Consider the following 20019-nt stretch of genomic DNA (forward strand, 5'->3'; position numbering starts at 1 on the left):
CGCCGCGTCCACGATTTTCCGTTATCATATTGAAAATAATAGTAACTATATTTCAAGAATCCGTGCGGGTTCGCTATATTGCGCCTGCAACGAACTCCCAAAGTGGGGAACGACTTGGCACGAGGGCTCAACAAACTTTCGGCTTCTGCACCGCTCTCGACTTTTGAGGAAAGATCGTCGCGATATGCGTACGACAGTCCACCACGAGAGAACGCTCATTGCGACAGGTTCCTCATCATCAGCTGGCTCCCTTGTGCCCGCATTTGCAGCGCATAAATCTGCTGAGCGTTTGTCGGCGGTCATTTATTTCCACTTCCCTGCGTAATGCCCCTCGCATCTACTTAATGGCGCGATACATTGCTGCCTGCAGCGTAAACCGCCCCGGGCGAGGAGAAGCAAAGATGAGCAGATTTCGTGCTTTAGTGGCAGCCGGAGCGATGATTAGTCTTTCGGCGCTCACATCGGCATGCTCGACTCCCCCGAACTCGATGGGCTCCGCATCAGGCTATCAGCCTGGAGATTCAATGAATCGAGCCTGCGCGGATGGCTTCAGGCCCAGCGACGGCCGCTCGTGCAGTTACTGACGGGCGGTAGCGCATGGTAAGCAGATAACCGGCAAATCACTGATCTCGTCCATCCGCTTTCTTGATGGCATCCCAATACGGATAATGCTCGGCACACCACCATCGCGTTTCAACGCCCTTGGAAGAGGCGTGGCCGAAGCCTCCCCATTTCCCGCATCCGTCCACACAGCAGTAGTGGTTTACGTGAATGTTGGCGCCAGGTGCCTTCGAGTGGTTTTCGATGCTCATCGCGACAGATCCCTACATCAATCGCGCGCCCTTATGGCCACACTCGCATCACATCAGACCTGCGACCTGGCCTAGCGTAATCCTTTTCGAACTTCCTTTGTATCTCCCACCGTCGACGGGTTTGCGCCACTTGCACTGTGGGCATGGGGCAAGCAGCGCTGCCGTCTCTATTTGCCGCATCGCCAGGGTGCTTTTGAAATTGGTTTTTTCCCGTTTTTTCCCCTGCCTGAATCCATGTTGGCAACGTTGCAATGGCGATCGAAAGGAGGGTCAATGGCACATATCAAGAGAATGGAAAACCAGGGTTCGGTTTCGACCATCACCTGCGCAACCATCCCGACCGTGCCCGAGGAGGTCGTGAACGGCTAACCCGCATCAGGGGCCTAAACCAGCTCTGCCGATAGCAGCGCCTTCTCAAAGCGCTCGCGCGCCAGATCCGGCGATCCTCGACCGCGGATTGCCGCAAGGATCGCCGCCACAGCCTTGTCGAAGTTACGATCTTTTGCTTCTGGCCAACTGGTGATCATGAACTCTTTTGCCGCCAGCGGTCCAAAGATCAAAGTGCCGCCGGCGCGGATCGGTCGATCCCATAGTACAATGTTCACTTGCATGTCCTTATTGTTTTTCTACTAGAAGCATAAAGCAAGTTGAGCTCAGAGTCTAATGACGGTGTCGTGTGACGGCTTTTGTTCGCCGTTCAGCACGCTGCCAACCCAGCAGTCTGATCAAGAAAACACATGCCCATTCGCACATCTTTTCGCACTCAAGGCGGTCCATTCCCAGGCCTCGGCGCAGGGCCCAATGATCCACGGCAAAATCTTGCCACGGGTCAGCGTGCCGGCCTCGAAAAGCTCAACGACGCGGCAGCAATACGCCCCACGGTTACCGATGCCGGAAGCCTGGTAGCTGCGAACGACAACAAACCGGCCAAAGCTCTGGACGAAAGCGAATCGGTTTCCATTTATCACAGTTGGAAAAGTCAAGGGAGGTTAGAAGTATGGATGGCGAAATCCCCGTCTTTATCAACCCGATGGACGTCGAAATTGAAGGCAACGGCCGATATCGGCATGCTGATACAGTCGCGGATCTCGCCGCCATGCTCCTAAGTAGCAAATGGCCGAAAAGCCGTCCATCGTTCCACCGTGCACTTGTGGCGTCCTTGGAGGCCCTGGAATTCTACACTGATGCAGCGACGGCTCGGGCCGCTTTCGTAATTGCGGCACACGAAGCGGGGCTGCGCGTTTTGCCGGACGATGGCGAGGCTTTGCAAAGGAAGCCCCGCAGAGGGCGGGGCTTAAGAAATGATGAGCAGCGCCCTCAAGCGGGCGACGTCGGAAAGTACGCCTCATAGAAGGCGGGTCCAAGGTAAGCACATGATTGTCGCTCCTCGACGTATCACGCGACGGCGGCCACTTTTCATCGCAATGACGCTAGTGCCGTTCTTTCTTAATTGCGGATTGCCAAAGGTTGCAATCGCAGATCCCGTTACCGATGATGGTCGCGCCTTGATAACGGCCATAGGGGAGAACGATTTTCTTAGCGCTCGCACTATCTTACGTCGTGGGAATGTCGACGGAAATGGATTTGCCGATGGGCGATTCAAGCGAAGCTTTGTGAAGGAAGCTCTACTGGCGCAGGCTGATGATCGCTTGATTGACCTGCTGATGGAGAATGGCGCGGACCAAGAGGGATGGGACTATTTCGCCGGTCGTTACTCGAGTGCCTATGCTGTCGCCGTCGGAGGAATCAAAAGACGCGGTGCTGAATCTACGGTTCGGATCATAAGGGCGCTAAGGAGTAAAAAGTTCGAACATATCCGTGGGGTGAAAGAGAACATAAGTCTCCTTTCAGTTAACGGGCTTCCCTACCCAGACTTCATCTCCATCGTTGACGAGTTGGCCGCCGATGGAATTGACCTGAAGGGAGAATTTCGCAACGGGACGCTCAAGATGGTGCGAGTTTTCGATACTGGCTTGGAGGCCACCTGGCCGTATCTTCTTAAAATAATTGATGTGAATGAGGCCGATGCGTGGGGAAATACCATTACGAGCGTATACGCTGGGGCCAATTGCACGGTGGAGAGTTGGCAGGAAGACAATCCAATTTGGTTTTGCAACGAGGATCCTGCCAGGTTGAGGAAGATTGAAGCCGCCGTCCATTCGCCGGAGTTTAAGGGGGATACCCTTCTTCAAAAGGCCGGTGGCTGGACCACGTTTGACTACCTGGGCTTCACATCTGGTCAAACTGGGAGTTGCTTCAGCATCCCACGCGACGTCAGTCCTGTTCAGGATCAAATTCGGGACTTCGTGAAATCCACCTTCTCTGGAGAACTATCGCAGTGGACACCTGTGAAAGACCCGTCATGTTCGGTGCGCGGTTCGACTGTCATTTGCAGATGCCTGAGGCCGTAAAGCAGGTTTGCGAAGGATGCTCACCAGGGCGGCTCTTTGATTTTCGGCTTTATCCCGTGCCACCGAGTCGTGCTGCAGCCGGCGGCGGGAGTGCCGAAAGCTGTGACTGTCCGGTGGTGACGGAACGAATGCGGATCGGTGAGCCGCGATAAGAAGCTAGGCGCGTCGGGCGAGGGCGGTCAAGTGTTCGTGATAGCTCTCGCATCTGCTTGATGGTGCGGCATTTTTGCGTCTAGGACGCAAAGTCTCAACGGCGAGGAGACCCCACATGAGCAGATTTCAGGCAATGATAGCAGCCGGAATGCTGATCTGTCTGGGTGCGATTACTTCAGCGTGTACGACGACACCGCGAAATCCAAACCCGCCTGATTATCAATACCAACCCAGGAACTCCGTGAACCCGGCTTGTGCGGACGGCTTCAGGCCGAGTAACGACCGCTCATGCAGTTACTGACCGGACCACGGACTATTCCTTCACTGGGCACACACCACACGGGGGCCGCGGAGGCGCGGTCTCTATCGCTGGCCGCGCCTCAATTAACGGCAGAACGCCGACAAGGCTCGGCACCGTAATTTCTCGGATTGGGACGCTTCCTAAGTGCGGGAAGACCATTTTTTTCCAGGCTGCCGATCACATCATCGGTGTGACGCGGGACCCATGTTGATTTGTTCAACCGGAACCATTCGCGCCACGGCGTCAAAGATATTTTCTACATTTTCAACCGCACTGAGCTTTTGTAGCTTTTTCTGTCCCCGGATCTTTGCCTGCACGCAGAAGAGCTTTCGCGGCATCGCGTTGGCTTCGCGCGTCCAGAAAGGAAATCTCGGGGTAGGGCCCGATCTAAAGAAGCTTTTCCGACCCATTGTATCGGTATTTCAATCGCCAGAGCTTTGACCCCGCTCGGTGTGAGCAGGACGTAAAGCGCGCCGCTGGCCGCATCGAATACCTTCCGATGGTTTCATCTCAAAGCGGTGGTGAAAACCTTCCGAAAAGGTCTTTTGTTCCTGCTCTCTTTCAAAAATCTCCGCAGAGCCTAGCGGAGATGAGTAAAATCAACGCAATGCAAGCGTTTTCGTTTCCGAGCTAAACCGTATAGCGTCGCCCGCCATTGGCTCCTCATCCTCATCAGCCAGAGTTTTAATGAGAATGGTGACGACGGCCTTTGCCGCAATTTGGTGCCAGATAGCGGTGAGGTTCACGGCAATCGGCATCATGCTTTGTGTCGCGGGATGGCTATTCGTGTTATTGATTTGTCTCTGCTGATGCCGCTCGGGATCAAAAGGCCGGCTAGTCGCTCCGTGCGCTCCGGCGTTCCGTCCGCCAGTAATTCCGCCTGATTATCGCTCTGCTACAAAAAGCCCCGCATGGGCACAAGCGGGGCGAGGAAGAGTGACGTGGAAAGGAACGGCAGGTGTGTCAGAACCTACCGTGTATTCGCTCAACGCGGCTCGCTGTGTTTCGTTCCAACTGGCTGAAACCACGCCGTAACCGCCGATTTGTTCCGTCATCAGATCCGGAATGCTCCGTGGGGTGTAGCATGCGAGGGGCACGCCCGGAGCATTCCGGTGTCCGAGGGGTTGGGACAACATAAGTTATGCAGGGCCGGGCCGGCTTGAACAGTTGGACCAAAGTCCTGAAGACACCAGAGCCGAAGTCCCTGATTGATCGGACTTAGGTCCAATGTTCCGAAACAACGGCAATGGTATCAATATTCGAGGCCTGAGACACAGCCTTGCAGACGACCGTGTGTAAATCGGAATGGAATAAGACATGAAGAAGTTCGCTATCGCAGCGCTGGCGTTTGCGACTGCGTTGTCAGCGTCGCCGGCATTCTCTCAGATCTACTTTGAGTACGGCGCTGGACCTCGCTACTACGATGATCGGCCAGCACCACGATACTATCGTTACCCTCCACGCTACGCAGACGATGACTACGATGGCGACCCGGGATATCGTTACGGCCAACGGTGCTGGACACAGAAATACTACAGATACAGGTATGGCCACCGGGTGGTGCGATATCGGACCATTTGCGACTAGAGCGCGCTGACCCTTGAGCTGTGACCTGGCGAAATCGTACCGGTCGCCCGGAGCCTGAACGACGAGAAAAACTGTGCCTGCCCGCTTCGCGAATGAAGCGGGCGGGCATCCACCAGAGCATTCTATCGACAAAATGGAGTGGGGAGAAAAGTGGGTAAGCCTACTCTTGTTCTTTGAAATACGGAACAAAATCAATGGCATGGAGGGGAATTTTGGCGGGAGAAGCGGAACAGTAATAAGAACACTGAGAAATCGTGGGAAATCAGGATGTTACGAATGGGTTCCCGGCAACCTGGGCCCTGCGCAACTTCACTCCGATGAGGTTGTTTTGATGTATCAGGAGGGGCTGGCGGCACAAAGATTGCTCGCAAGTTCGGTATCTCCCCATCCGCAGTTTATCGCGTTCTTGAGGCTGCAAACGTAGAACGAAGGCGACCCGGTTGAGTGGAGGACCGCGCGAAACAGCCCAAAACTATGAACTCAGCTAAACCTTGGATTTTGTTCATTGAACGGTGAATCGACAGGATTCGGCAACAGGATGGCGTTGAGCCTTCGATGCATTGCGAATGCATCCAAAGGCTCAACGCCTGCCATTTGTCGGAAAAATGCTGGTGATGCGACGAACCTTTTGTTGCCAAGAGCTGCATAACGGGCGTTTGGAAACTTAAAGACACGTGCATTTTTGAGGTTGTTTCCATTGAACCTCGCAGGGCCTATCAAGAAAAGAAGACTTCGTCGGAGCACGGCTTTCAACAACCAGTGCTTGTCACCAAGTTGCTTGATCACGAAAGCCCTGCCGCAAGCGCTTCCGCTATCTCGGCAGCCTCAAGCCGTGCCGACGTCTTGCACGGATAATGCTTCCAACGTCACCAGTTCTCGCTTTCCCTTCACAGAATCCAAAGCCTGCCCAGTCGCCGCAATGGCATCTCCGCGCCACCAGCTTAGGAGCACGTTGTAATGTTGGACGATCGATGTGGCTCATTAGACCTCCTTGAGGACCCACCCGGTTTTGGGCGGCTTCCAACCTCGTTTGGCGGCTCTAATGTCTGCCTCGGCGGCCGCTTTCCGTTTCGCTTCCAGAAGCCCGTCGGCCCAAACCGTTATGCGGAAGCGGCCGGCGGTGAAGATGTATCGGTTAAGGTCGGCTCTGCGACCTGATGCGTAGCCCGCGCGGAATATCTTTTTGGCGACGCTTACATTGATCGGGTTCTCGAAGTTCAGTCCTTGGGCAACCCACGATTTTCTGAAGGCCACTTCGAAGCTTGGCTTTGCAAATCGGCTAGTTCGATCCAGCACATCAAGGCTCCCGTTCGAATTTGGGCGTCCACCCGCGGGTCATGCCTCGGCTCATCGCGGCTTCCGCCAACGCCAGCTGCATCCTAAGATGTTTGATATCTCCAAGGAGAGTGGCGATCGTCGCCTTGGCATCCTCGTCATGGAAGGCGAGGGCGGCTTCGACCTCGAAATCTGTGTCCAATTGTTTCGCGGACTTAGAAGACATGACCTGCTTCTCTAACGAGTGCATGGAAGGCCCGCATAACGTCGTCGACGTCTCCGGCGCATTCGAACCAGATCGGGGAGCGCATTACGACTTGAGACCCGATCGCGCTGTAGTAGCCACACGCCCTGTGGGTGGGCGGATCAAACGCGATATCGAAATAGCCGAGAGGGCCTCCGGAGTTCATCTCGTAGACGTCAGCCGAGTGGAGGCACCAAGACCTATGGTTTGGCATCATGATTATGACCGCCATCAGCAAGGGATGGATTTCAGCCATCGTCGCTTTCGTCGGCGTCGTCCAGTAGGTGCCAGTAATTTTTTCAGCGCACGGCTGTGCGATCGGCATCTTTTTCATTGCCGTCTTCCTCATGGGCTTGTTGAATGTTCTTATTATGTTCCGTTTGCAGATGGAGTCAACATTCTTTGAGTCGCAGTTTCGCGACGAGGTCCAAAGTGTCACGCGCGAGATCGGTAACAGCAATCGTTCCGACTAGGCGGCGGGACGAGCAGCGAGTTGGTCCAATTCCCTCAGGGTCCATTCGCCGATGTCCACCACAGTTGCGAAATCACTATTCATTTGGCGTGGAAAGGCACGGGCCTGGCTCCCTCACCAAAGGAATGAGTTATGTAGGGGCGGAGGACGCCGACCTTCCGCTGCTCTCCAACTATCCGCCAATACTCCTCACGGTCGCCAGCCTCGAGTGCTCTCGCACCAGCGTCTTCAAGCTGTCCGTAAAGCTTTGATGCTGTTGGACTTGGGTCGGTTGCCATGCCGCCCCACTGGTTCCATGAAAATGCTGCTGCCAAAATGATGGCGGCGAGAGCAATCCAAGGACCCCAGAAGCCTCCGCCACGGCGCGCCCGTGGCGTCGCGCGAAGATCGAGGCCTTTCTCAGAATTAGGATCATAGGACATTACATTTCCTCCATTGATAGAAGGAAAATGGCGTCACACGTTTTTGTTCCCACTGGCACGAGAGGCTATAAAGGTAACGCGTGAAAAAGGCCGGCACCTCCCTTCGGCGCCGACCTCACTCGTCCGCTGGACAAAAGGAATCCCTATGGGCACAAGCGGTTGCGTGGCTCCGGTCGTCATGCCTCATTGGGGCGATTGGCGGAGGCGCCGCCAATGTTGTCGCAAGCCGGGCATCCGGTTTCCCAGTTCCCGCCTCATCCGTCGAACTTCCGTTGCGATCAGCATGTAGGATCGTTGGTGGATTGGTAAAAAACCGAAATCAGGACGCCTATTGTAACGCTGTAGTGTGTAATCTTCAGGTGCGGGCTCAGCAATAAGCTCAAAGGCCGCGACTCTGTTGTCGAGAATATTGTTCAGTTTCCAACAAGGATCAGAAATCATATATCGATAAACACAGGCTACGGCGGGTATAGGAATATCATCCAGCAAAAGATGTCCGCCAACCTTCAGCAACCTCGTCGCGTAGTGCCAATCAATAACTGGATATGGGAACGCGTGCGCGCCATCTATAAATATGTAGTCGAAAGTACGCTCGGCGGGGTCGTTCCATAGTTCGACCTGGTCGGAAGAGCTAAATTTCTTTGATATTGCATCCGCTCCCAGATTGTTCGCGAACCATGCGTCCCACCCCGCCAACCGCTCGGGCTGATTGGAAATCCTCGGTAAAACATCGTCTGAAAAACCTGCTGTGAATTCGAGATGCGGATTATCTATGCCAATTTCACGAAGATAGCTCAGAACTCGTTTGTGCTCGTCATGAGTAGGGCTGATAACGGTGTGACGCGCCCCTTTTGAAGCAAAGATAACAGTAGATGCGCCGGGCCTTTTAGCTGCGCGTATGGGGAATGACTGGGTCTACGTTGGCAACGTCGGAACAGGCTTCAACGAGCGTAGTGCCGAGTACCTCCGCAAGACGCTTGATCGGATCAAGCGGAAGACGCCGCCTGTCCAGTATGAGGGGCGGCGCAAGGACCTCGTGTGGGTCCAGCCGACCCTCATCGCCGAAATCGAGTATCGCGCCTGGACGCACGACGGGAAACTGCGACATGCCTCCTATAAGGGCCTGCGCGAGGTGCAGGACAATGCGGCCGTTTATGAGATTGGGTGATGCTTAGGCGATCCTAAACACAACCCTTGCCTCAAGGGCCGCTGCAAGGAATGCGGACTGAGCCTCTTCCTGGGTCACTGTGCCCGTCGCCGTCCCGGCGCAGGCTTCCAGCGCTAAAACGAAGGCGGTGCCGCTTACGACCGGCCAATTCGCAAATAGCATAGCAAGTGCTTCTTCTGCTGATGCGATGGTGTGGAAGGCCTGGTTGCGTTCCACGATCAAAGCGAGCCACCCCGATGCCGACACAAGGTCTCCGATTCCACATTACAGCAGTGGGCCGATGTGATCGCACAGTCAGCCAGCGTTTCACGTGAGGGGAGAAAGATCCTCACCCGGCGATCCACTCCGTAAACCGCAGCCGTGGCTGGTTGTTCCACGCTACCTCTCAGCTGCAGCGGGAACGCGTTGAAGGAGCAATTCTAGCAAATGTTCGGACGTTACGGCGGGACTTGTCGACAGCAACTCGATAGCTACGCTTGTTGCCGTCCGCGCCGAAACGCTCTCAGGTTCGGATCGGGTCGCAGCGCACCACCTTTGGACGGAGTTGGTGACGGTTTCTAGGTGTTGTTCGCTAAGGAGAATTTCGGTGAGGAAGTTCATTGTACGGCTCCCGCTCAAGGCAAGAGCACGTATGATCTCCCACTCGGCTCTGCCCAGGAAACGATGGTGCCGACCTCATTATTGTACGCCTACCACGGAAAGCATGAAAGCAAATAACCCGGTGTGCGGAGCTTGGAAACCGTTCTCACCCGGCGGAATCTTCATGGGCTCTGCGCTTCAATTTAACGTGAAAAAGGCCGGCACCTCCCTCGGCGCCGACCTTTTTAATCTGCCTCAACAACTGCCAGTTCATCCGTGGTCAGCCGTCAGAAACATGATGGGTTGAGTGTAATCCAAGCCGCTGAGCCGTCAAGCGTTGCTTACGGAGCAAGCTAATGGCGACGAAGGCGTTCATCGCCTCTTCCACATCTCAAAGATCCGGACAGCCTCCGCATGTCCCTCGTGGGTGATCTTGTAGCGCTGCTCGTTTCCCGCCCCCTGGCAAACGACAAGTTTCTTTGCGACTAGCCGGCCCATCATGACAGGGCCTGCCCCCGGCAGCTGGTCAAGCGTGTCCAGAGCAGTGTTGTAAGACATGGCGACAAGGATGTTTTCGGTCTTGGCGTCAAGGCCGTGGCGAGGTCGATCTGCCCTTTTCTCATCTCGCCATTTCTTCAGATCGCTTCGCTGATCAGCTGCATCGCCAATGCCGCTTAGCTCGTCGAGACGAGCATCGATTGCCTTACGGTCCCACTTCCTGGTGCCCGGTATTGCTGGTGGCATCTTGCCTGCAGAAACCCACATGGAAAAACATGTGGGGGGCACACCGCAGTACGCGGCCGCTTCCTTGCGGCCTATGAGGCGAGGGGCTTCGGTCAATGGATTAGCCTCCGGACTTCCCCAAATACCAGCAGTCGATCCGCCTTATCTCTTCGCGGCCCACATCCGTCACTGTCCATGTCCGATCATTGCAAGCGCTCAGCCCTCCGGCCGCAACGGCGCCTGATTGTGCAAGCTTTTCCAGCGTTCGTTCGCCCACGCCCCGGATGTCGCGGTGAGTACGAGCAGCAGGATGCTCGATCATATAACGCAACACTGTCTGCGAGCGGGTATCTAAGTTTAGTTGCGGCTTTCTGTCGGCGCGCCGCTCTCGTTTCAACCTCGTCCAGGCCTCTGGATTTTCTTTTCCGTCTTCCAGCGTCGGCCGCACATAACTGCGGTGAAGGCCCATGTGCAGTTCATACCACTTCCGAATAAGCGGCACGGGTCTGCCGCCATGAAGGCGCATCGACGCGAGGAAACCCGCGAGCCTCAAGGATGAGAAGCGCACCTCGCTTCCACTCTGAAGCTCGTTTCTTGCCGACGATGGCGATTGCAATCTCGTCGTCTGTGGCGAAGAGAGGGAGACGGTCGAGCAACGGGCCGTTGCTCTCGATCGGGCAGGGGCTTTTTCTTATGTTGTCACGGGCAGGCATCGGAACCGAAAAAAGACCGGCTAAAATCGAGGCGGTCAACGCGGATTTCAATTTCCGCCGACCGCGGTGGGAGGGAGGACACCGAGGTCGATCGATAGATCGCCTCCATGGGAGAGTGTTGAGGCGATGAGTTAACCTATCAGTAGCGCGCTCCGTGCGAAATTATACGTAGGTGTCGCAATCATAGACCCATGGCTTACTCGGCCAGAGGTGTCGTTAGGCGTTCGCGCGAATGCCGGCGGGTTTTTTCTTTTGCAACAACCCCAACCGTTAGTTGTCACTATCGCGGTCGCGGTCGCGGTAACGATCGCGATCGCGATCGCCTCTCGACGATGAGGACCCATCCAATCTGTCGAGCATTTGCAATAGAAGGTCGGCGCAAACCTTTGTTGGCTCGTCATCGGCACACTGGATGCGAATTTTGACGTCGCCATCCTGGACGTAAAAACGCGCGGCCCTTGACGCCATCGGACGATCACCACGCCCCCTGTGCCAATCAGAGCGTTGGCGATCCTGATTTGAGGGAGGCGCTGCTTGTTGCGCTGGCGCTGTCGATTCGGGCGGTGCAGTCGTGGTGTTAGGTGGCGGAGACGGCGCATCACTCGGCTGCTGGGCGAAGGCAGCGCCAGCGGATAAAGCCATGGTTACTGCCGCAACAGATATGATTTTCATTGATTGGATCCTCGGATTTCGCACGTGAAGAAACGCGCCGCGCCGAGGTTGGTTGCAGGATTGTCGCGGATCACCGTCGGTTTTTCTTCCGATGCCACAGGCAAAGTGAAACGGACCGACGGTAATACGCCGAGCCCTTTCTGCTGGTTCTAGAGGGACTGGATACCAGCGTGCTATGACCTGTCAGAGTCCATTGCGTCCCGCTAACTGACAGGCCCCTCAAAAGTTCCAAGGCAGCAGGTAGAAAAGCAAAAGCCCGGCGGAGGAGGGTACCCACGGCCGGGCCTATTGCGGACCTCTGCATTTGGGCGATGCTGGTCCCACAGCGTGTTGGAAACGCTGCGATGGTAAAACTGGCGGCAAGGCGAAAGGTTCCAGTTGGCTAAAATGAGCCTCAAACATGCGTTATAATAATCCGCTATTTTTCGCCGAGAAACTAAATAAACATAATAATATCAATGACAATTGGCGGAAGAGGTGGGATTCGAACCCACGGTACGGTTTCCCGCACGCCGGTTTTCAAGACCGGTTCCTTAAACCACTCGGACACTCTTCCATGCAGTTGATTTGACGCGGTTTTCGGAGCCGGCGCCTCTGCTGCTGTCGCCTATCGCGGTTAACTCAGGCCATGCAGCGTTTAGAGCCGTTCGGGGGCAGCGTCAACAGGTTCTATCGGCTTAGCGGAAAGGAATCTCCCTTGCCGACTTGCCTGCTGAGCACGGGCCGAGCGTGTTCGTCAGAGTGTTAAATTAGTTACTTATTAACCATATTAATTAGAATTGTCCCTATCTCGGGGAAATGCTTCGCAAATTCGCCATGAAAGCCGCATGATTAAAGTCTCGTTAGGTTGGTGGGATTAGGGGTGTCTGGCCCAGATCGGGGCAGATTTCTTAACCATAACGGTCTTGAGCGGCGTGGGACATATGAAACGAGACTACGGGGCGGCGTCATTCGCAACGGGAATGCGATGGGTTGGGCTGTCGCTCATCTGCGCAACGGTGACGGCTTGTGGCACGGCGCCTACTCCGACAAAACGCAGTCACGGCAAGGAATATTTCTCGGAGAAGGAATACGGCGTTAAGGCTAGTCCGCGCGTTGCCACCGGCAACAATATCCCGAAGGGCGGCGGTCGTTATATCGTTGGAAACCCATATGTGGTGAAGGGTAAGTGGTATTACCCCAAGGAAGATTTTTCGTACAGCAAGGTCGGAATTGCCTCATGGTACGGTTCGGCCTTTCATGGTCGCCTGACGGCAAACGGCGAGGTCTATGACCAGATGCACCTTTCCGCCGCGCATCCGACGTTTCCTCTGCCGAGCTATGCGCGTGTGACGAATACGGAAAATGGTTCGTCAATTATCGTTCGTGTCAACGATCGTGGCCCATATCACGAAGGGCGCATCATCGACCTGTCCAACAAGACGGCGGACATGCTTGACCTGCAGCATAGTGGTACCGGAAAAGTCCGCGTCCAGTATGTTGGCCGTGCCCGCATGGATGGTCACGACATGCCCTACCTGATGGCCTCCTATGTGCCGAAGGGCAGCCGCATTCCGGGCATCAACCCGGGCGGCGGGCAGATCGCCACCGGCGTCATGGTTGCCTCCAACAGCAAGCGCATAACCGCAGACCAACTCCAGAGCTTCGGCGGCTTCACGCCTGAACCGGAGAGTGTCCCGGTTCCGGTCTCGGCGACGTCCTATGCCGGCTCGACCCCGAGCGCCAGCTACAATGCCGCGCCCGTTCCGACGCCGATGCGGTCTCCGTCCTTTGGCGGCGTCGCACCGCTGGCGGAGCCGACGGCCGGGCAGATGGTCGTTCTGCCGGAATTTGGTCCTTTCCCATATGAACGTCCCTATGGAGGGCAGCGTTCTCTCGCAATGGGGTATCAGGAAGAGGGCGCCAAGACCGTTACCGTCGAGCTCGCTTTCGATGCAGTGATGGTTCGCAACGACGGGCTCACGCAGGACTCCATCCTGGCATCCTTCAAGCGGCAGAAGGCGGCCGCCGCGCACGGCGAGTAACGGCGGCCATTGCGTCGCTCTCGGTCCGCCGTTAGCATCGTCAAGGTCGCCCGAGCTGTGGGGTTTTCGGTGTTCAAGCGTTTAGTTCGCCTCTGTGTTTGTCTTCTGCCTTTTGCAACGGGTGCCGTTGCGGCGAACAGTGATACCAACGCGTCATTTGTCACCAAGGCAGCGCAAGCCTACATGATCGAGGCCTCCACCGGCACCGTGCTTCTTGCCAAGAACGAGAATCAGACCTTCTCGCCAGCATCGCTCGCGAAGCTGATGACGGTGGATCTCGTCTTCGACGCGCTCACAAACAATCAGATCACACTCGATACGCAATATCCCGTTTCCGAATACGCCTGGCGAACCGGCGGCGCGCCGTCGCGCACGGCGACAATGTTTGCCGCTCTCAAGTCGAATGTCCGCGTCGAGGATCTGATCAAGGGCGTCGCCATTCAGGGCGCCAATGACAGCTGCATCATTCTCGCCGAAGGAATGAGCGGTAGTGAGCCGGCCTTTGCGGCGGCCATGACGCGACGCGCCAAAACGCTCGGCATGGAGCGGTCTATCTTCGGGAATTCGACCGGGCTGCCTGACGGCAAGAGCAAGACGACTGCGCTTGACATGGTGACGCTGGCCTCGGAACTGCAAAAGTCCTACCCGAACCTCTATCCCTATTTCGCGCAGCCCGATTTCGAATGGAACAGGATCTTCCAGCGCAACCGTAACCCGTTGCTCGGTTTCGGCATGGGGGTTGATGGCCTGGCGATCGGCTTTGCCGAGGGAGAAGGGTATTCCATCGTCGCTTCAGCCGAACGCGACGGCAGGCGGCTCTTTATGGCACTGGGCGGCATTGCCTCCGACAAGGAGCGCACCGAAGAGGCCAAACGCGTGCTCGAATGGGGGCTCACCGCGTTCGAGAGCCGCCAGATTTTCGCCGACGCTGAGGTGATTGGCCAGGCCAGCGTCTACGGTGGAACGTCGCGCAGCGTCGATCTCGTGGCGAAAACGCCGGTGAGCGTCTATATCCCGATCAACAATCCAGAGCGGTTGTCGGCGCGCATCGTCTATCGTTGGCCGTTGATGGCCCCGGTGGAGGCAGGTCATGAAATAGGGACGCTGCGGATCTTTGCGGCTGGCCGCCTGTTGCGTGAAGTGCCGCTTTATACGAAGGAGACCGTGGCGGTCGGCTCTTTGAGCAGCCGCGCCGTCGATGCTCTGATGGAGCTTGGCGAAACGTTGCTGTTCTCCTGGCTGTGGGATAAGCCCGAACCCACGTGATCGCCATATTCGCCGTTCAGGGTGAGAGTTGTCGCCCGGCGGTTTCGCTTTTCGCCGCCTTCCGCTAGATGTACAGCAGTGGTGCGGGCGAGCGCCGTAATGCAGGAAGTAGTCATTGCCATCCGGAACTGGATTGTTCGTAACGTTTGAAGGCGGGGAGGGTGCGGGAAAGTCGACGCAGATCCGTCGCCTTGCCGAGGCTCTTCGTGGTCGCGGTTATGAGGTGCTGTTGACGCGAGAGCCGGGCGGGTCGCCAGGCGCGGAAGCCGTGCGTCATGTGCTTTTGTCGGGTGCTGCCGAAGCCTTCGGAACACGCATGGAGGCAATCCTTTTTGCAGCAGCACGCAATGATCACGTGGAGGAAGTCATCCGGCCGGCTCTCATGAGTGGCAAGGTGGTTCTTTGCGATCGTTTCATGGATTCTTCCCGCGTCTATCAGGGTGTGACCGGAAATCTCGAATCGGAATTCATCGAGGCGCTGCAGCGCGCCGCCGTCAACGGCATCGTCCCGGATTGCACGCTGATCCTCGATCTGCCGGCACGGGCTGGTCTGGAGCGTGCCCGGAGGCGCGGTGCGGCTGGCGATGTGAGCCCCGATCGCTTCGAGAAGGAAGAGCTGGAAACCCACGAGAAGCGCCGGGAAGCCTTTCTCGATATCGCTGCCCGGGAGCCCAACCGTTGCCGCGTGATCGATGCGATGAAGACCGAGGAAGCCATTGCCGCGGAGATTGTCGAAATCATCTGGCAACGTCTGTCGCGTCCCGCTGCGGCAAAGGTAGCGGAAGCAGCTCATGAGTGATGAACGGCCGGGATTGCTCGACGGCGCCATTTGGCCAGCCGAGAACGTGAAGCTATTTGGTCATGAAGACGCCGAGGCATTCCTCGCGCAATCATACCGTTCGGGCAAAGGCCACCACGCGATCCTGCTCGAGGGGCCACCGGGCATCGGCAAGGCAACGCTGGCGTTCCGCTTTGCAAACCATGTCTTGACGCATCCCAACCCGGCCAGTGCGCCGGAGCTGCTGGCGGATCCCGATCCGGCCTCGCCGGTGAGCCGCCAGATCGCCTCGGGCGCATCGCATAACCTGCTTCACCTGGCGCGGCCCGTTGATGACAAGACGGGGAAGGTCAAATCTGCCATCACGGTCGATGAGGTGAGACGGGCAGGGCGCTTCTTCTCGCAAACGTCGGGCACCGGCAATTGGCGCATCGTCATTATCGACCCGGCCGATGACATGAACCGCAATGCCGCGAATGCGATTCTGAAAATCCTTGAAGAGCCGCCGAAGCGCGCCCTGTTCCTGCTCATTTCGCATGCGCCCGGCAAGCTGCTGCCGACAATTCGCTCGCGCTGCCTGCCACTGAAGCTTGCGCCGCTTGAAGACGGCGCCCTCGGCGCGGCGCTCGCGCATCTCGGCATCGAGGCCGGCGATCCCGACCTGTTTGCCGCTGCGAACGGCAGCGTGGGCGAAGCGCTGAAGCTGGTGAACTATGGCGGCGGTGAGATCATCGAGGCTTACAACGAGGTTCTGCAAGCGCAAGGAGCGTCTGCCCGCAGGGCGATGCATCGGCTGGCGGATGCGCTTTCTGGCAAGGATAGCGATACGATCTTTGAGTTCTTCACCAGCCATGTCGCCGAAGACCTGATGCGCAAGGCACGGGCCGCTGCGATTGCGGGCCAGGTTGCTGCAGCGGAGCGGCTCGCCCGCCTGCATTCCGACATAGGCGAGCGACTAAGCGTTTCGGAGGCCTACAATCTGGATCGCAAGCAGACGATCCTCAGCATCCTCGGAGACATCAAGCAGCCCGGGCCTTGATCAGGTTACGAGCAGCTTCCATGCGACAACGGCAAGCGTCAGCGCAAGTACCATGCGGATGGTCCGTTCATGGAGCTTCGGTGCGATCAGGCTGCCGGCGATGATCCCGGGGATCGAGCCCACCAGAAGGGCAAAGAGCATTCCCCAGTCGATCTCGCCGATCATCCAGTAGCCCATGCCACCGATCAGCGTCAGCGGCACAGCGTGGACGATGTCGGAGCCGACGATCTCGCGAACATCAAGGCGCGGGTAAAGCACGAGCAGCACCGTCACGCCAAGCGCTCCTGCGCCCACCGATGTCAGGGTGACAAGGATCCCGAGCACCAGGCCAAGCACGGTCGTCCAGATGGCGATCGTGATCGGCTTGGGCGGAGAGCGCTCTCCAATGGAGCGAAGCGCAAGTGCCAGGACCTGCTTGCGAAAGACCAGCATGAATGCGGTCATGACAAGCAGCCAGCCAAGGGCTGTCGTGATCGTGTGGGCGACGTCGACACTCTTGCGGTCGACACCTGCCATCAGCCAGAGCATCAGCAGGGCGGCCGGAACGCTGCCGGCAGCAAGACAGCCGACAACGCGCCAATTCACCCTGCCGTGCATGCCGTGCACTGCCGTTCCGGCCGTCTTGGTGACGGCGGCGTAGAGCAGATCAGTTCCGACGGCTGTGGCTGGATGAATGCCGAAGACAAGCACCAGCAAGGGCGTCATCAGTGATCCGCCGCCGACGCCTGTGATGCCGACAAGAGCGCCGACGAGAAGCCCCGAGAGGGAATAGAGGGGATCGAAACTGGAAAGGGCGGTCAAACAGTCGACCTCGAGCCTGCGCGTGAAATGATGCTGCCGAATGCTGGAGATGTCACGTCACTGATGCCCCGTCTTTGAGTTTTCTTTGGGTAGAGTGCGCCTAAAATCGAGTCAAGTGCAGGACGCCCGCGATCGGTAAATCGCCGGTGCTTTCGAAACTTGGTGTTTCGCTTCGCCATGACATGCGCTAAGAGCGGCTGACAAATTTTATAGAGTAAGCCGGACAAGAATGGCCGCCATGACAGACAAGACACCCTTCTACATCACCACCGCGATTTCCTACCCGAACGGCAAGCCGCATATCGGCCATGCCTACGAGCTGATCGCGACGGATGCCATGGCGCGCTACCAGCGCCTCGACGGCAAGGATGTCTTTTTTCTGACCGGCACCGACGAGCATGGCCAGAAGATGCAGCAGACAGCGCGCGCCGAAGGCATCTCGGCGCAGGAGCTTGCCGATCGCAACTCCGGCGAATTCGAGTCGATGGCGAAACTTCTTAACGCGTCGAATGACGATTTCATTCGCACGACGCAGGAGCGTCATCACGAGACGTCGCGTGACATCTGGAACCTGATGGCCGAGAACGGCGACATCTACAAGGATTCTTATGCGGGCTGGTACGCGGTTCGCGACGAGGCTTACTATCAGGAAAACGAGACCGAACTGCGCGCCGATGGCGTGCGCTACGGACCGCAAGGCACGCCTGTCGAATGGGTGGAAGAGGCAAGCTACTTCTTCAAGCTTTCCGAGTATCAGGACAAGCTGCTGGCACACTATGAAGCCAACCCGGATTTCATCGGACCGGCCGAGCGCCGCAACGAGGTCATCTCGTTCGTCAAGTCAGGGCTCAAGGATCTCTCGATCTCGCGCACGACCTTCGACTGGGGCATCAAGGTACCGAACGATCCCTCACATGTCATGTATGTGTGGGTCGACGCCCTGACCAACTACATCACCGCGACCGGATATATCGAAGACAAGAATGGCCCCCGGGCGAAGTACTGGCCGGCGGACGTTCACATCATCGGCAAGGACATCATCCGCTTCCACGCGGTTTACTGGCCGGCCTTTCTGATGTCGGCGAAGCTGCCGCTGCCGAAGCGCGTCTTCGCGCACGGCTTCCTGCTCAACAAGGGCGAGAAGATGTCGAAGTCGCTCGGCAACGTCGTCGATCCGGTCAACCTTGTGGCTCATTTCGGCCTCGATCAGGTGCGCTACTTCTTCCTGCGCGAAGTCTCCTTCGGCCAGGACGGCAGCTACAGCGAAGAGGCGATCGGCACCCGCATCAATTCCGACCTCGCCAACGGCATCGGAAACCTCGCCAGCCGCTCGCTGTCGATGATCGTCAAGAATTGCGACGGCAAGATCCCGGAATGCGGTCCACTGACGGATGAAGATAAGACCATGCTGGCGCAGGCCGACGCGCTGCTCGCTTCGACACGCGACGATATGGGCAAGCAGCTCATCCATCGCGCGCTGGCTTCGATCATAGCAGTCGTTTCCGAGACCGATCGCTATTTCGCAGGTCAGGAACCCTGGGCGCTGAAGAAAACAGATCCGGCGCGCATGGGCACCGTGCTCTACGTGACCGCCGAGGTCGTTCGCCAGATCGCGATCCTGCTGCAGCCCTTTGTGCCGGGATCGGCCGGCAAGCTTCTGGATCTCGTCGCGGCGCCTGCGGACAGGCGCGACTTCGCGGCACTCGGCGAAGCAGGTCGCCTTGTCGCCGGCACGCCGCTCGAAGCGCCGAAGCCGGTCTTCCCGCGTTACATCGCGCCCGAAGCGTGAGGACGTCATGCTGATCGATACGCATTGCCATCTTGATTTCGCCGACTTCGAGCAGGAGCGCGACGAGATCGTCAAGCGTGCTCACGATGCTGGCGTCAAGCAGATGGTGACGATTTCGACACGCGTGCGCAAGCTCGACGGACTGCTTGCGATCACTGAGAAATATCCGTCGGTCTTCTGCTCCGTAGGCACCCATCCGAATAACGCCGGCGACGAGCTCGATATCCAGACGGACGATCTCGTGCGGCTGGCCAATGCCCATGAGAAGATCGTGGCGATCGGTGAAGCCGGTCTCGACTATTTCTACGACACGCAGAAACCGGAAGACCAGAAGACCGGATTGCGGCGCCACATCGACGCATCGCGCGAGACGCAGCTGCCGCTGGTAATCCATAGCCGCAGCGCCGACGAAGACATGGCGGCGATCCTGACCGAGGAAACGGGCAGGGGGGCGTTCCCCTTCATCCTTCATTGCTTCTCGTCGGGCGCCGAACTCGCAAGGGTAGGCGTTGAACTCGGCGGCTACGTCTCCTTTTCCGGAATCCTGACCTTCCCGAAGTCGGAGGAGCTTCGCGACATTGCCAAAACGGTCCCGCACGATCGCCTGCTTGTCGAGACGGATGCGCCCTACCTCGCGCCGAAGCGCTGGCGCGGCAAACGCAATGAGCCGTCCTATGTCGTGAACACGGCCGAGGTTCTGGCCGAGACGGTCGGTCTCAGCTATGCCGAGATGGCACGGATCACGACGGAAAACGCATTCCGCATTTTGTCAAAGATGCCGAGGATCTGA

22 protein-coding genes, 1 tRNA gene and 2 pseudogenes are annotated in these 20019 nt (G+C 57.4%); 12 read left to right on the forward strand and 13 right to left on the reverse strand.

Features of this window, described 5'->3' with window-relative positions:
* The first annotated feature begins 401 nt into the window (after positions 1-401).
* Positions 402-584, forward strand: a complete 183-nt coding sequence (locus ACSQ9D_RS07170) for a hypothetical protein (protein ID WP_436281659.1) — start codon at positions 402-404, stop codon at positions 582-584.
* A 36-nt stretch (positions 585-620) separates the two neighbouring features.
* On the opposite strand, the gene ACSQ9D_RS07175 is transcribed toward ACSQ9D_RS07170, so the two are convergent.
* On the reverse strand, positions 621-812 hold the full coding sequence (locus ACSQ9D_RS07175; RefSeq protein WP_436281660.1) for a hypothetical protein: 192 nt from the start codon (positions 810-812) through the stop codon (positions 621-623).
* A gap of 383 nt (positions 813-1195) precedes the next feature.
* Positions 1196-1417: a DUF982 domain-containing protein gene (locus ACSQ9D_RS07180; protein ID WP_436281661.1), complete on the reverse strand. Its 222-nt coding sequence runs from the start codon at positions 1415-1417 to the stop codon at positions 1196-1198.
* 392 nt (positions 1418-1809) lie between these two features.
* Here ACSQ9D_RS07180 and ACSQ9D_RS07185 point away from each other — a divergent pair, with 392 nt between their 5' ends.
* Together ACSQ9D_RS07185 and ACSQ9D_RS07190 are read left to right on the forward strand one after the other, a co-directional pair.
* On the forward strand, positions 1810-2163 hold the full coding sequence (locus ACSQ9D_RS07185; RefSeq protein WP_436281662.1) for a DUF982 domain-containing protein: 354 nt from the start codon (positions 1810-1812) through the stop codon (positions 2161-2163).
* A gap of 22 nt (positions 2164-2185) precedes the next feature.
* Positions 2186-3223: a hypothetical protein gene (locus ACSQ9D_RS07190; RefSeq protein ID WP_436281663.1), complete on the forward strand. Its 1038-nt coding sequence runs from the start codon at positions 2186-2188 to the stop codon at positions 3221-3223.
* Positions 3224-3689: 466 nt separating this feature from the next.
* Here ACSQ9D_RS07190 and ACSQ9D_RS07195 read toward each other — a convergent pair whose 3' ends face one another.
* The 3 genes from ACSQ9D_RS07195 to ACSQ9D_RS07205 form a co-directional block, all read right to left on the reverse strand.
* On the reverse strand, positions 3690-3836 hold the full coding sequence (locus ACSQ9D_RS07195; RefSeq protein WP_436281664.1) for a phage integrase central domain-containing protein: 147 nt from the start codon (positions 3834-3836) through the stop codon (positions 3690-3692).
* Positions 3837-3941: 105 nt separating this feature from the next.
* On the reverse strand, positions 3942-4064 hold the full coding sequence (locus tag ACSQ9D_RS07200; RefSeq protein WP_436283787.1) for an integrase arm-type DNA-binding domain-containing protein: 123 nt from the start codon (positions 4062-4064) through the stop codon (positions 3942-3944).
* 212 nt (positions 4065-4276) lie between these two features.
* Positions 4277-4438 carry a hypothetical protein gene (locus tag ACSQ9D_RS07205; RefSeq protein WP_436281665.1) on the reverse strand — a complete coding sequence of 54 codons (162 nt, stop codon included), beginning with the start codon at positions 4436-4438 and terminating at the stop codon, positions 4277-4279.
* Between the two features lie 1177 nt (positions 4439-5615).
* Here ACSQ9D_RS07205 and ACSQ9D_RS07210 point away from each other — a divergent pair.
* Positions 5616-5708 (forward strand): annotated as a pseudogene (locus ACSQ9D_RS07210) (helix-turn-helix domain-containing protein); the annotation flags it as partial.
* Between the two features lie 36 nt (positions 5709-5744).
* Here the strand turns inward: ACSQ9D_RS07210 and ACSQ9D_RS07215 are convergent.
* The 3 genes from ACSQ9D_RS07215 to ACSQ9D_RS07225 form a co-directional block, all read right to left on the reverse strand.
* Positions 5745-6050, reverse strand: a complete 306-nt coding sequence (locus ACSQ9D_RS07215) for a hypothetical protein (RefSeq protein ID WP_436281666.1) — start codon at positions 6048-6050, stop codon at positions 5745-5747.
* A 511-nt stretch (positions 6051-6561) separates the two neighbouring features.
* Positions 6562-6765, reverse strand: a complete 204-nt coding sequence (locus ACSQ9D_RS07220; RefSeq protein WP_436281667.1) for a hypothetical protein — start codon at positions 6763-6765, stop codon at positions 6562-6564.
* Positions 6755-7117: a hypothetical protein gene (locus tag ACSQ9D_RS07225; protein ID WP_436281668.1), complete on the reverse strand. Its 363-nt coding sequence runs from the start codon at positions 7115-7117 to the stop codon at positions 6755-6757. Before ACSQ9D_RS07225 ends, ACSQ9D_RS07220 begins: the two co-directional genes overlap by 11 nt.
* A 1443-nt stretch (positions 7118-8560) precedes the next feature.
* Between ACSQ9D_RS07225 and ACSQ9D_RS07230 the strand changes: the two are divergent.
* A pseudogene (locus ACSQ9D_RS07230) lies at positions 8561-8845 on the forward strand (non-homologous end-joining DNA ligase); the annotation flags it as partial.
* A gap of 3 nt (positions 8846-8848) precedes the next feature.
* Here ACSQ9D_RS07230 and ACSQ9D_RS07235 read toward each other — a convergent pair.
* Positions 8849-9007 carry a DUF982 domain-containing protein gene (locus ACSQ9D_RS07235; protein ID WP_436283788.1) on the reverse strand — a complete coding sequence of 53 codons (159 nt, stop codon included), beginning with the start codon at positions 9005-9007 and terminating at the stop codon, positions 8849-8851.
* 541 nt (positions 9008-9548) lie between these two features.
* Here ACSQ9D_RS07235 and ACSQ9D_RS07240 point away from each other — a divergent pair.
* Complete coding sequence (locus ACSQ9D_RS07240) at positions 9549-9731, forward strand: hypothetical protein (RefSeq protein ID WP_436281669.1); 183 nt, start codon at positions 9549-9551, stop codon at positions 9729-9731.
* Positions 9732-9796: 65 nt separating this feature from the next.
* Here ACSQ9D_RS07240 and ACSQ9D_RS07245 read toward each other — a convergent pair whose 3' ends face one another.
* From ACSQ9D_RS07245 to ACSQ9D_RS07255, 3 genes are all read right to left on the reverse strand, one after another.
* The gene (locus ACSQ9D_RS07245; protein WP_436281670.1) at positions 9797-10168 is read right to left on the reverse strand and encodes a helix-turn-helix transcriptional regulator; all 372 of its coding nucleotides are present in this window, start codon (positions 10166-10168) and stop codon (positions 9797-9799) included.
* Between the two features lie 100 nt (positions 10169-10268).
* The gene (locus tag ACSQ9D_RS07250; RefSeq protein ID WP_436281671.1) at positions 10269-10715 is read right to left on the reverse strand and encodes a hypothetical protein; all 447 of its coding nucleotides are present in this window, start codon (positions 10713-10715) and stop codon (positions 10269-10271) included.
* A gap of 1283 nt (positions 10716-11998) precedes the next feature.
* Positions 11999-12088 (reverse strand) — tRNA-Ser (locus ACSQ9D_RS07255).
* A 367-nt stretch (positions 12089-12455) separates the two neighbouring features.
* Between ACSQ9D_RS07255 and ACSQ9D_RS07260 the strand changes: the two genes are divergently transcribed.
* The 4 genes from ACSQ9D_RS07260 (at position 12456) to ACSQ9D_RS07275 (ending at position 16639) form a co-directional block, all read left to right on the forward strand.
* Positions 12456-13556 carry a septal ring lytic transglycosylase RlpA family protein gene (locus ACSQ9D_RS07260; protein ID WP_436281672.1) on the forward strand — a complete coding sequence of 367 codons (1101 nt, stop codon included), beginning with the start codon at positions 12456-12458 and terminating at the stop codon, positions 13554-13556.
* Positions 13557-13625: 69 nt separating this feature from the next.
* A complete protein-coding gene (locus tag ACSQ9D_RS07265; protein WP_436281673.1) occupies positions 13626-14822 on the forward strand; it encodes a D-alanyl-D-alanine carboxypeptidase family protein in 1197 nt (398 codons plus the stop codon).
* Positions 14823-14937: 115 nt separating this feature from the next.
* Positions 14938-15621 (forward strand): dTMP kinase, encoded by a 684-nt coding sequence (tmk, locus tag ACSQ9D_RS07270; RefSeq protein WP_436281674.1) that lies wholly within the window; start codon positions 14938-14940, stop codon positions 15619-15621.
* Positions 15614-16639, forward strand: a complete 1026-nt coding sequence (locus tag ACSQ9D_RS07275) for a DNA polymerase III subunit delta' (protein WP_436281675.1) — start codon at positions 15614-15616, stop codon at positions 16637-16639. The genes tmk and ACSQ9D_RS07275 overlap by 8 nt, the downstream gene beginning before the upstream one ends.
* Here ACSQ9D_RS07275 and ACSQ9D_RS07280 read toward each other — a convergent pair whose 3' ends face one another.
* Positions 16640-17440 carry a sulfite exporter TauE/SafE family protein gene (locus ACSQ9D_RS07280; RefSeq protein ID WP_436281676.1) on the reverse strand — a complete coding sequence of 267 codons (801 nt, stop codon included), beginning with the start codon at positions 17438-17440 and terminating at the stop codon, positions 16640-16642.
* Positions 17441-17678: 238 nt separating this feature from the next.
* On the opposite strand from ACSQ9D_RS07280, the gene metG reads away from it, so the two are divergent.
* Both metG and ACSQ9D_RS07290 read left to right on the forward strand, forming a co-directional pair.
* Positions 17679-19229, forward strand: a complete 1551-nt coding sequence (metG, locus tag ACSQ9D_RS07285) for a methionine--tRNA ligase (RefSeq protein WP_436281677.1) — start codon at positions 17679-17681, stop codon at positions 19227-19229.
* Between the two features lie 7 nt (positions 19230-19236).
* Entirely contained in the window at positions 19237-20019 is a 783-nt protein-coding gene (locus ACSQ9D_RS07290; protein ID WP_436281678.1) for a TatD family hydrolase, read from the forward strand.

It is taken from the genome of Rhizobium sp. LjRoot258 (assembly GCF_964254185.1).
Classification (GTDB): domain Bacteria; phylum Pseudomonadota; class Alphaproteobacteria; order Rhizobiales; family Rhizobiaceae; genus Rhizobium.

What these genes read in the sequence shown, in the direction of transcription:
- ACSQ9D_RS07220 (WP_436281667.1), bottom strand. Translation starts at nt 6,765, where the DNA reads ATGTCTTCTAAGTCCGCGAAACAATTGGACACAGATTTCGAGGTCGAA.
- ACSQ9D_RS07260 (WP_436281672.1), top strand. Translation starts at nt 12,456, where the DNA reads ATGAAACGAGACTACGGGGCGGCGTCATTCGCAACGGGAATGCGATGG.
- ACSQ9D_RS07195 (WP_436281664.1), bottom strand. Translation starts at nt 3,836, where the DNA reads ATGGTCTTCCCGCACTTAGGAAGCGTCCCAATCCGAGAAATTACGGTG.
- ACSQ9D_RS07290 (WP_436281678.1), top strand. Translation starts at nt 19,237, where the DNA reads ATGCTGATCGATACGCATTGCCATCTTGATTTCGCCGACTTCGAGCAG.
- ACSQ9D_RS07190 (WP_436281663.1), top strand. Translation starts at nt 2,186, where the DNA reads ATGATTGTCGCTCCTCGACGTATCACGCGACGGCGGCCACTTTTCATC.
- ACSQ9D_RS07235 (WP_436283788.1), bottom strand. Translation starts at nt 9,007, where the DNA reads ATGCTATTTGCGAATTGGCCGGTCGTAAGCGGCACCGCCTTCGTTTTA.
- metG (WP_436281677.1), top strand. Translation starts at nt 17,679, where the DNA reads ATGACAGACAAGACACCCTTCTACATCACCACCGCGATTTCCTACCCG.
- ACSQ9D_RS07185 (WP_436281662.1), top strand. Translation starts at nt 1,810, where the DNA reads ATGGATGGCGAAATCCCCGTCTTTATCAACCCGATGGACGTCGAAATT.
- ACSQ9D_RS07245 (WP_436281670.1), bottom strand. Translation starts at nt 10,168, where the DNA reads ATGCCACCAGCAATACCGGGCACCAGGAAGTGGGACCGTAAGGCAATC.
- ACSQ9D_RS07275 (WP_436281675.1), top strand. Translation starts at nt 15,614, where the DNA reads ATGAGTGATGAACGGCCGGGATTGCTCGACGGCGCCATTTGGCCAGCC.
- ACSQ9D_RS07205 (WP_436281665.1), bottom strand. Translation starts at nt 4,438, where the DNA reads ATGATGCCGATTGCCGTGAACCTCACCGCTATCTGGCACCAAATTGCG.
- ACSQ9D_RS07225 (WP_436281668.1), bottom strand. Translation starts at nt 7,117, where the DNA reads ATGAAAAAGATGCCGATCGCACAGCCGTGCGCTGAAAAAATTACTGGC.
- ACSQ9D_RS07240 (WP_436281669.1), top strand. Translation starts at nt 9,549, where the DNA reads ATGAAAGCAAATAACCCGGTGTGCGGAGCTTGGAAACCGTTCTCACCC.
- ACSQ9D_RS07170 (WP_436281659.1), top strand. Translation starts at nt 402, where the DNA reads ATGAGCAGATTTCGTGCTTTAGTGGCAGCCGGAGCGATGATTAGTCTT.
- ACSQ9D_RS07175 (WP_436281660.1), bottom strand. Translation starts at nt 812, where the DNA reads ATGAGCATCGAAAACCACTCGAAGGCACCTGGCGCCAACATTCACGTA.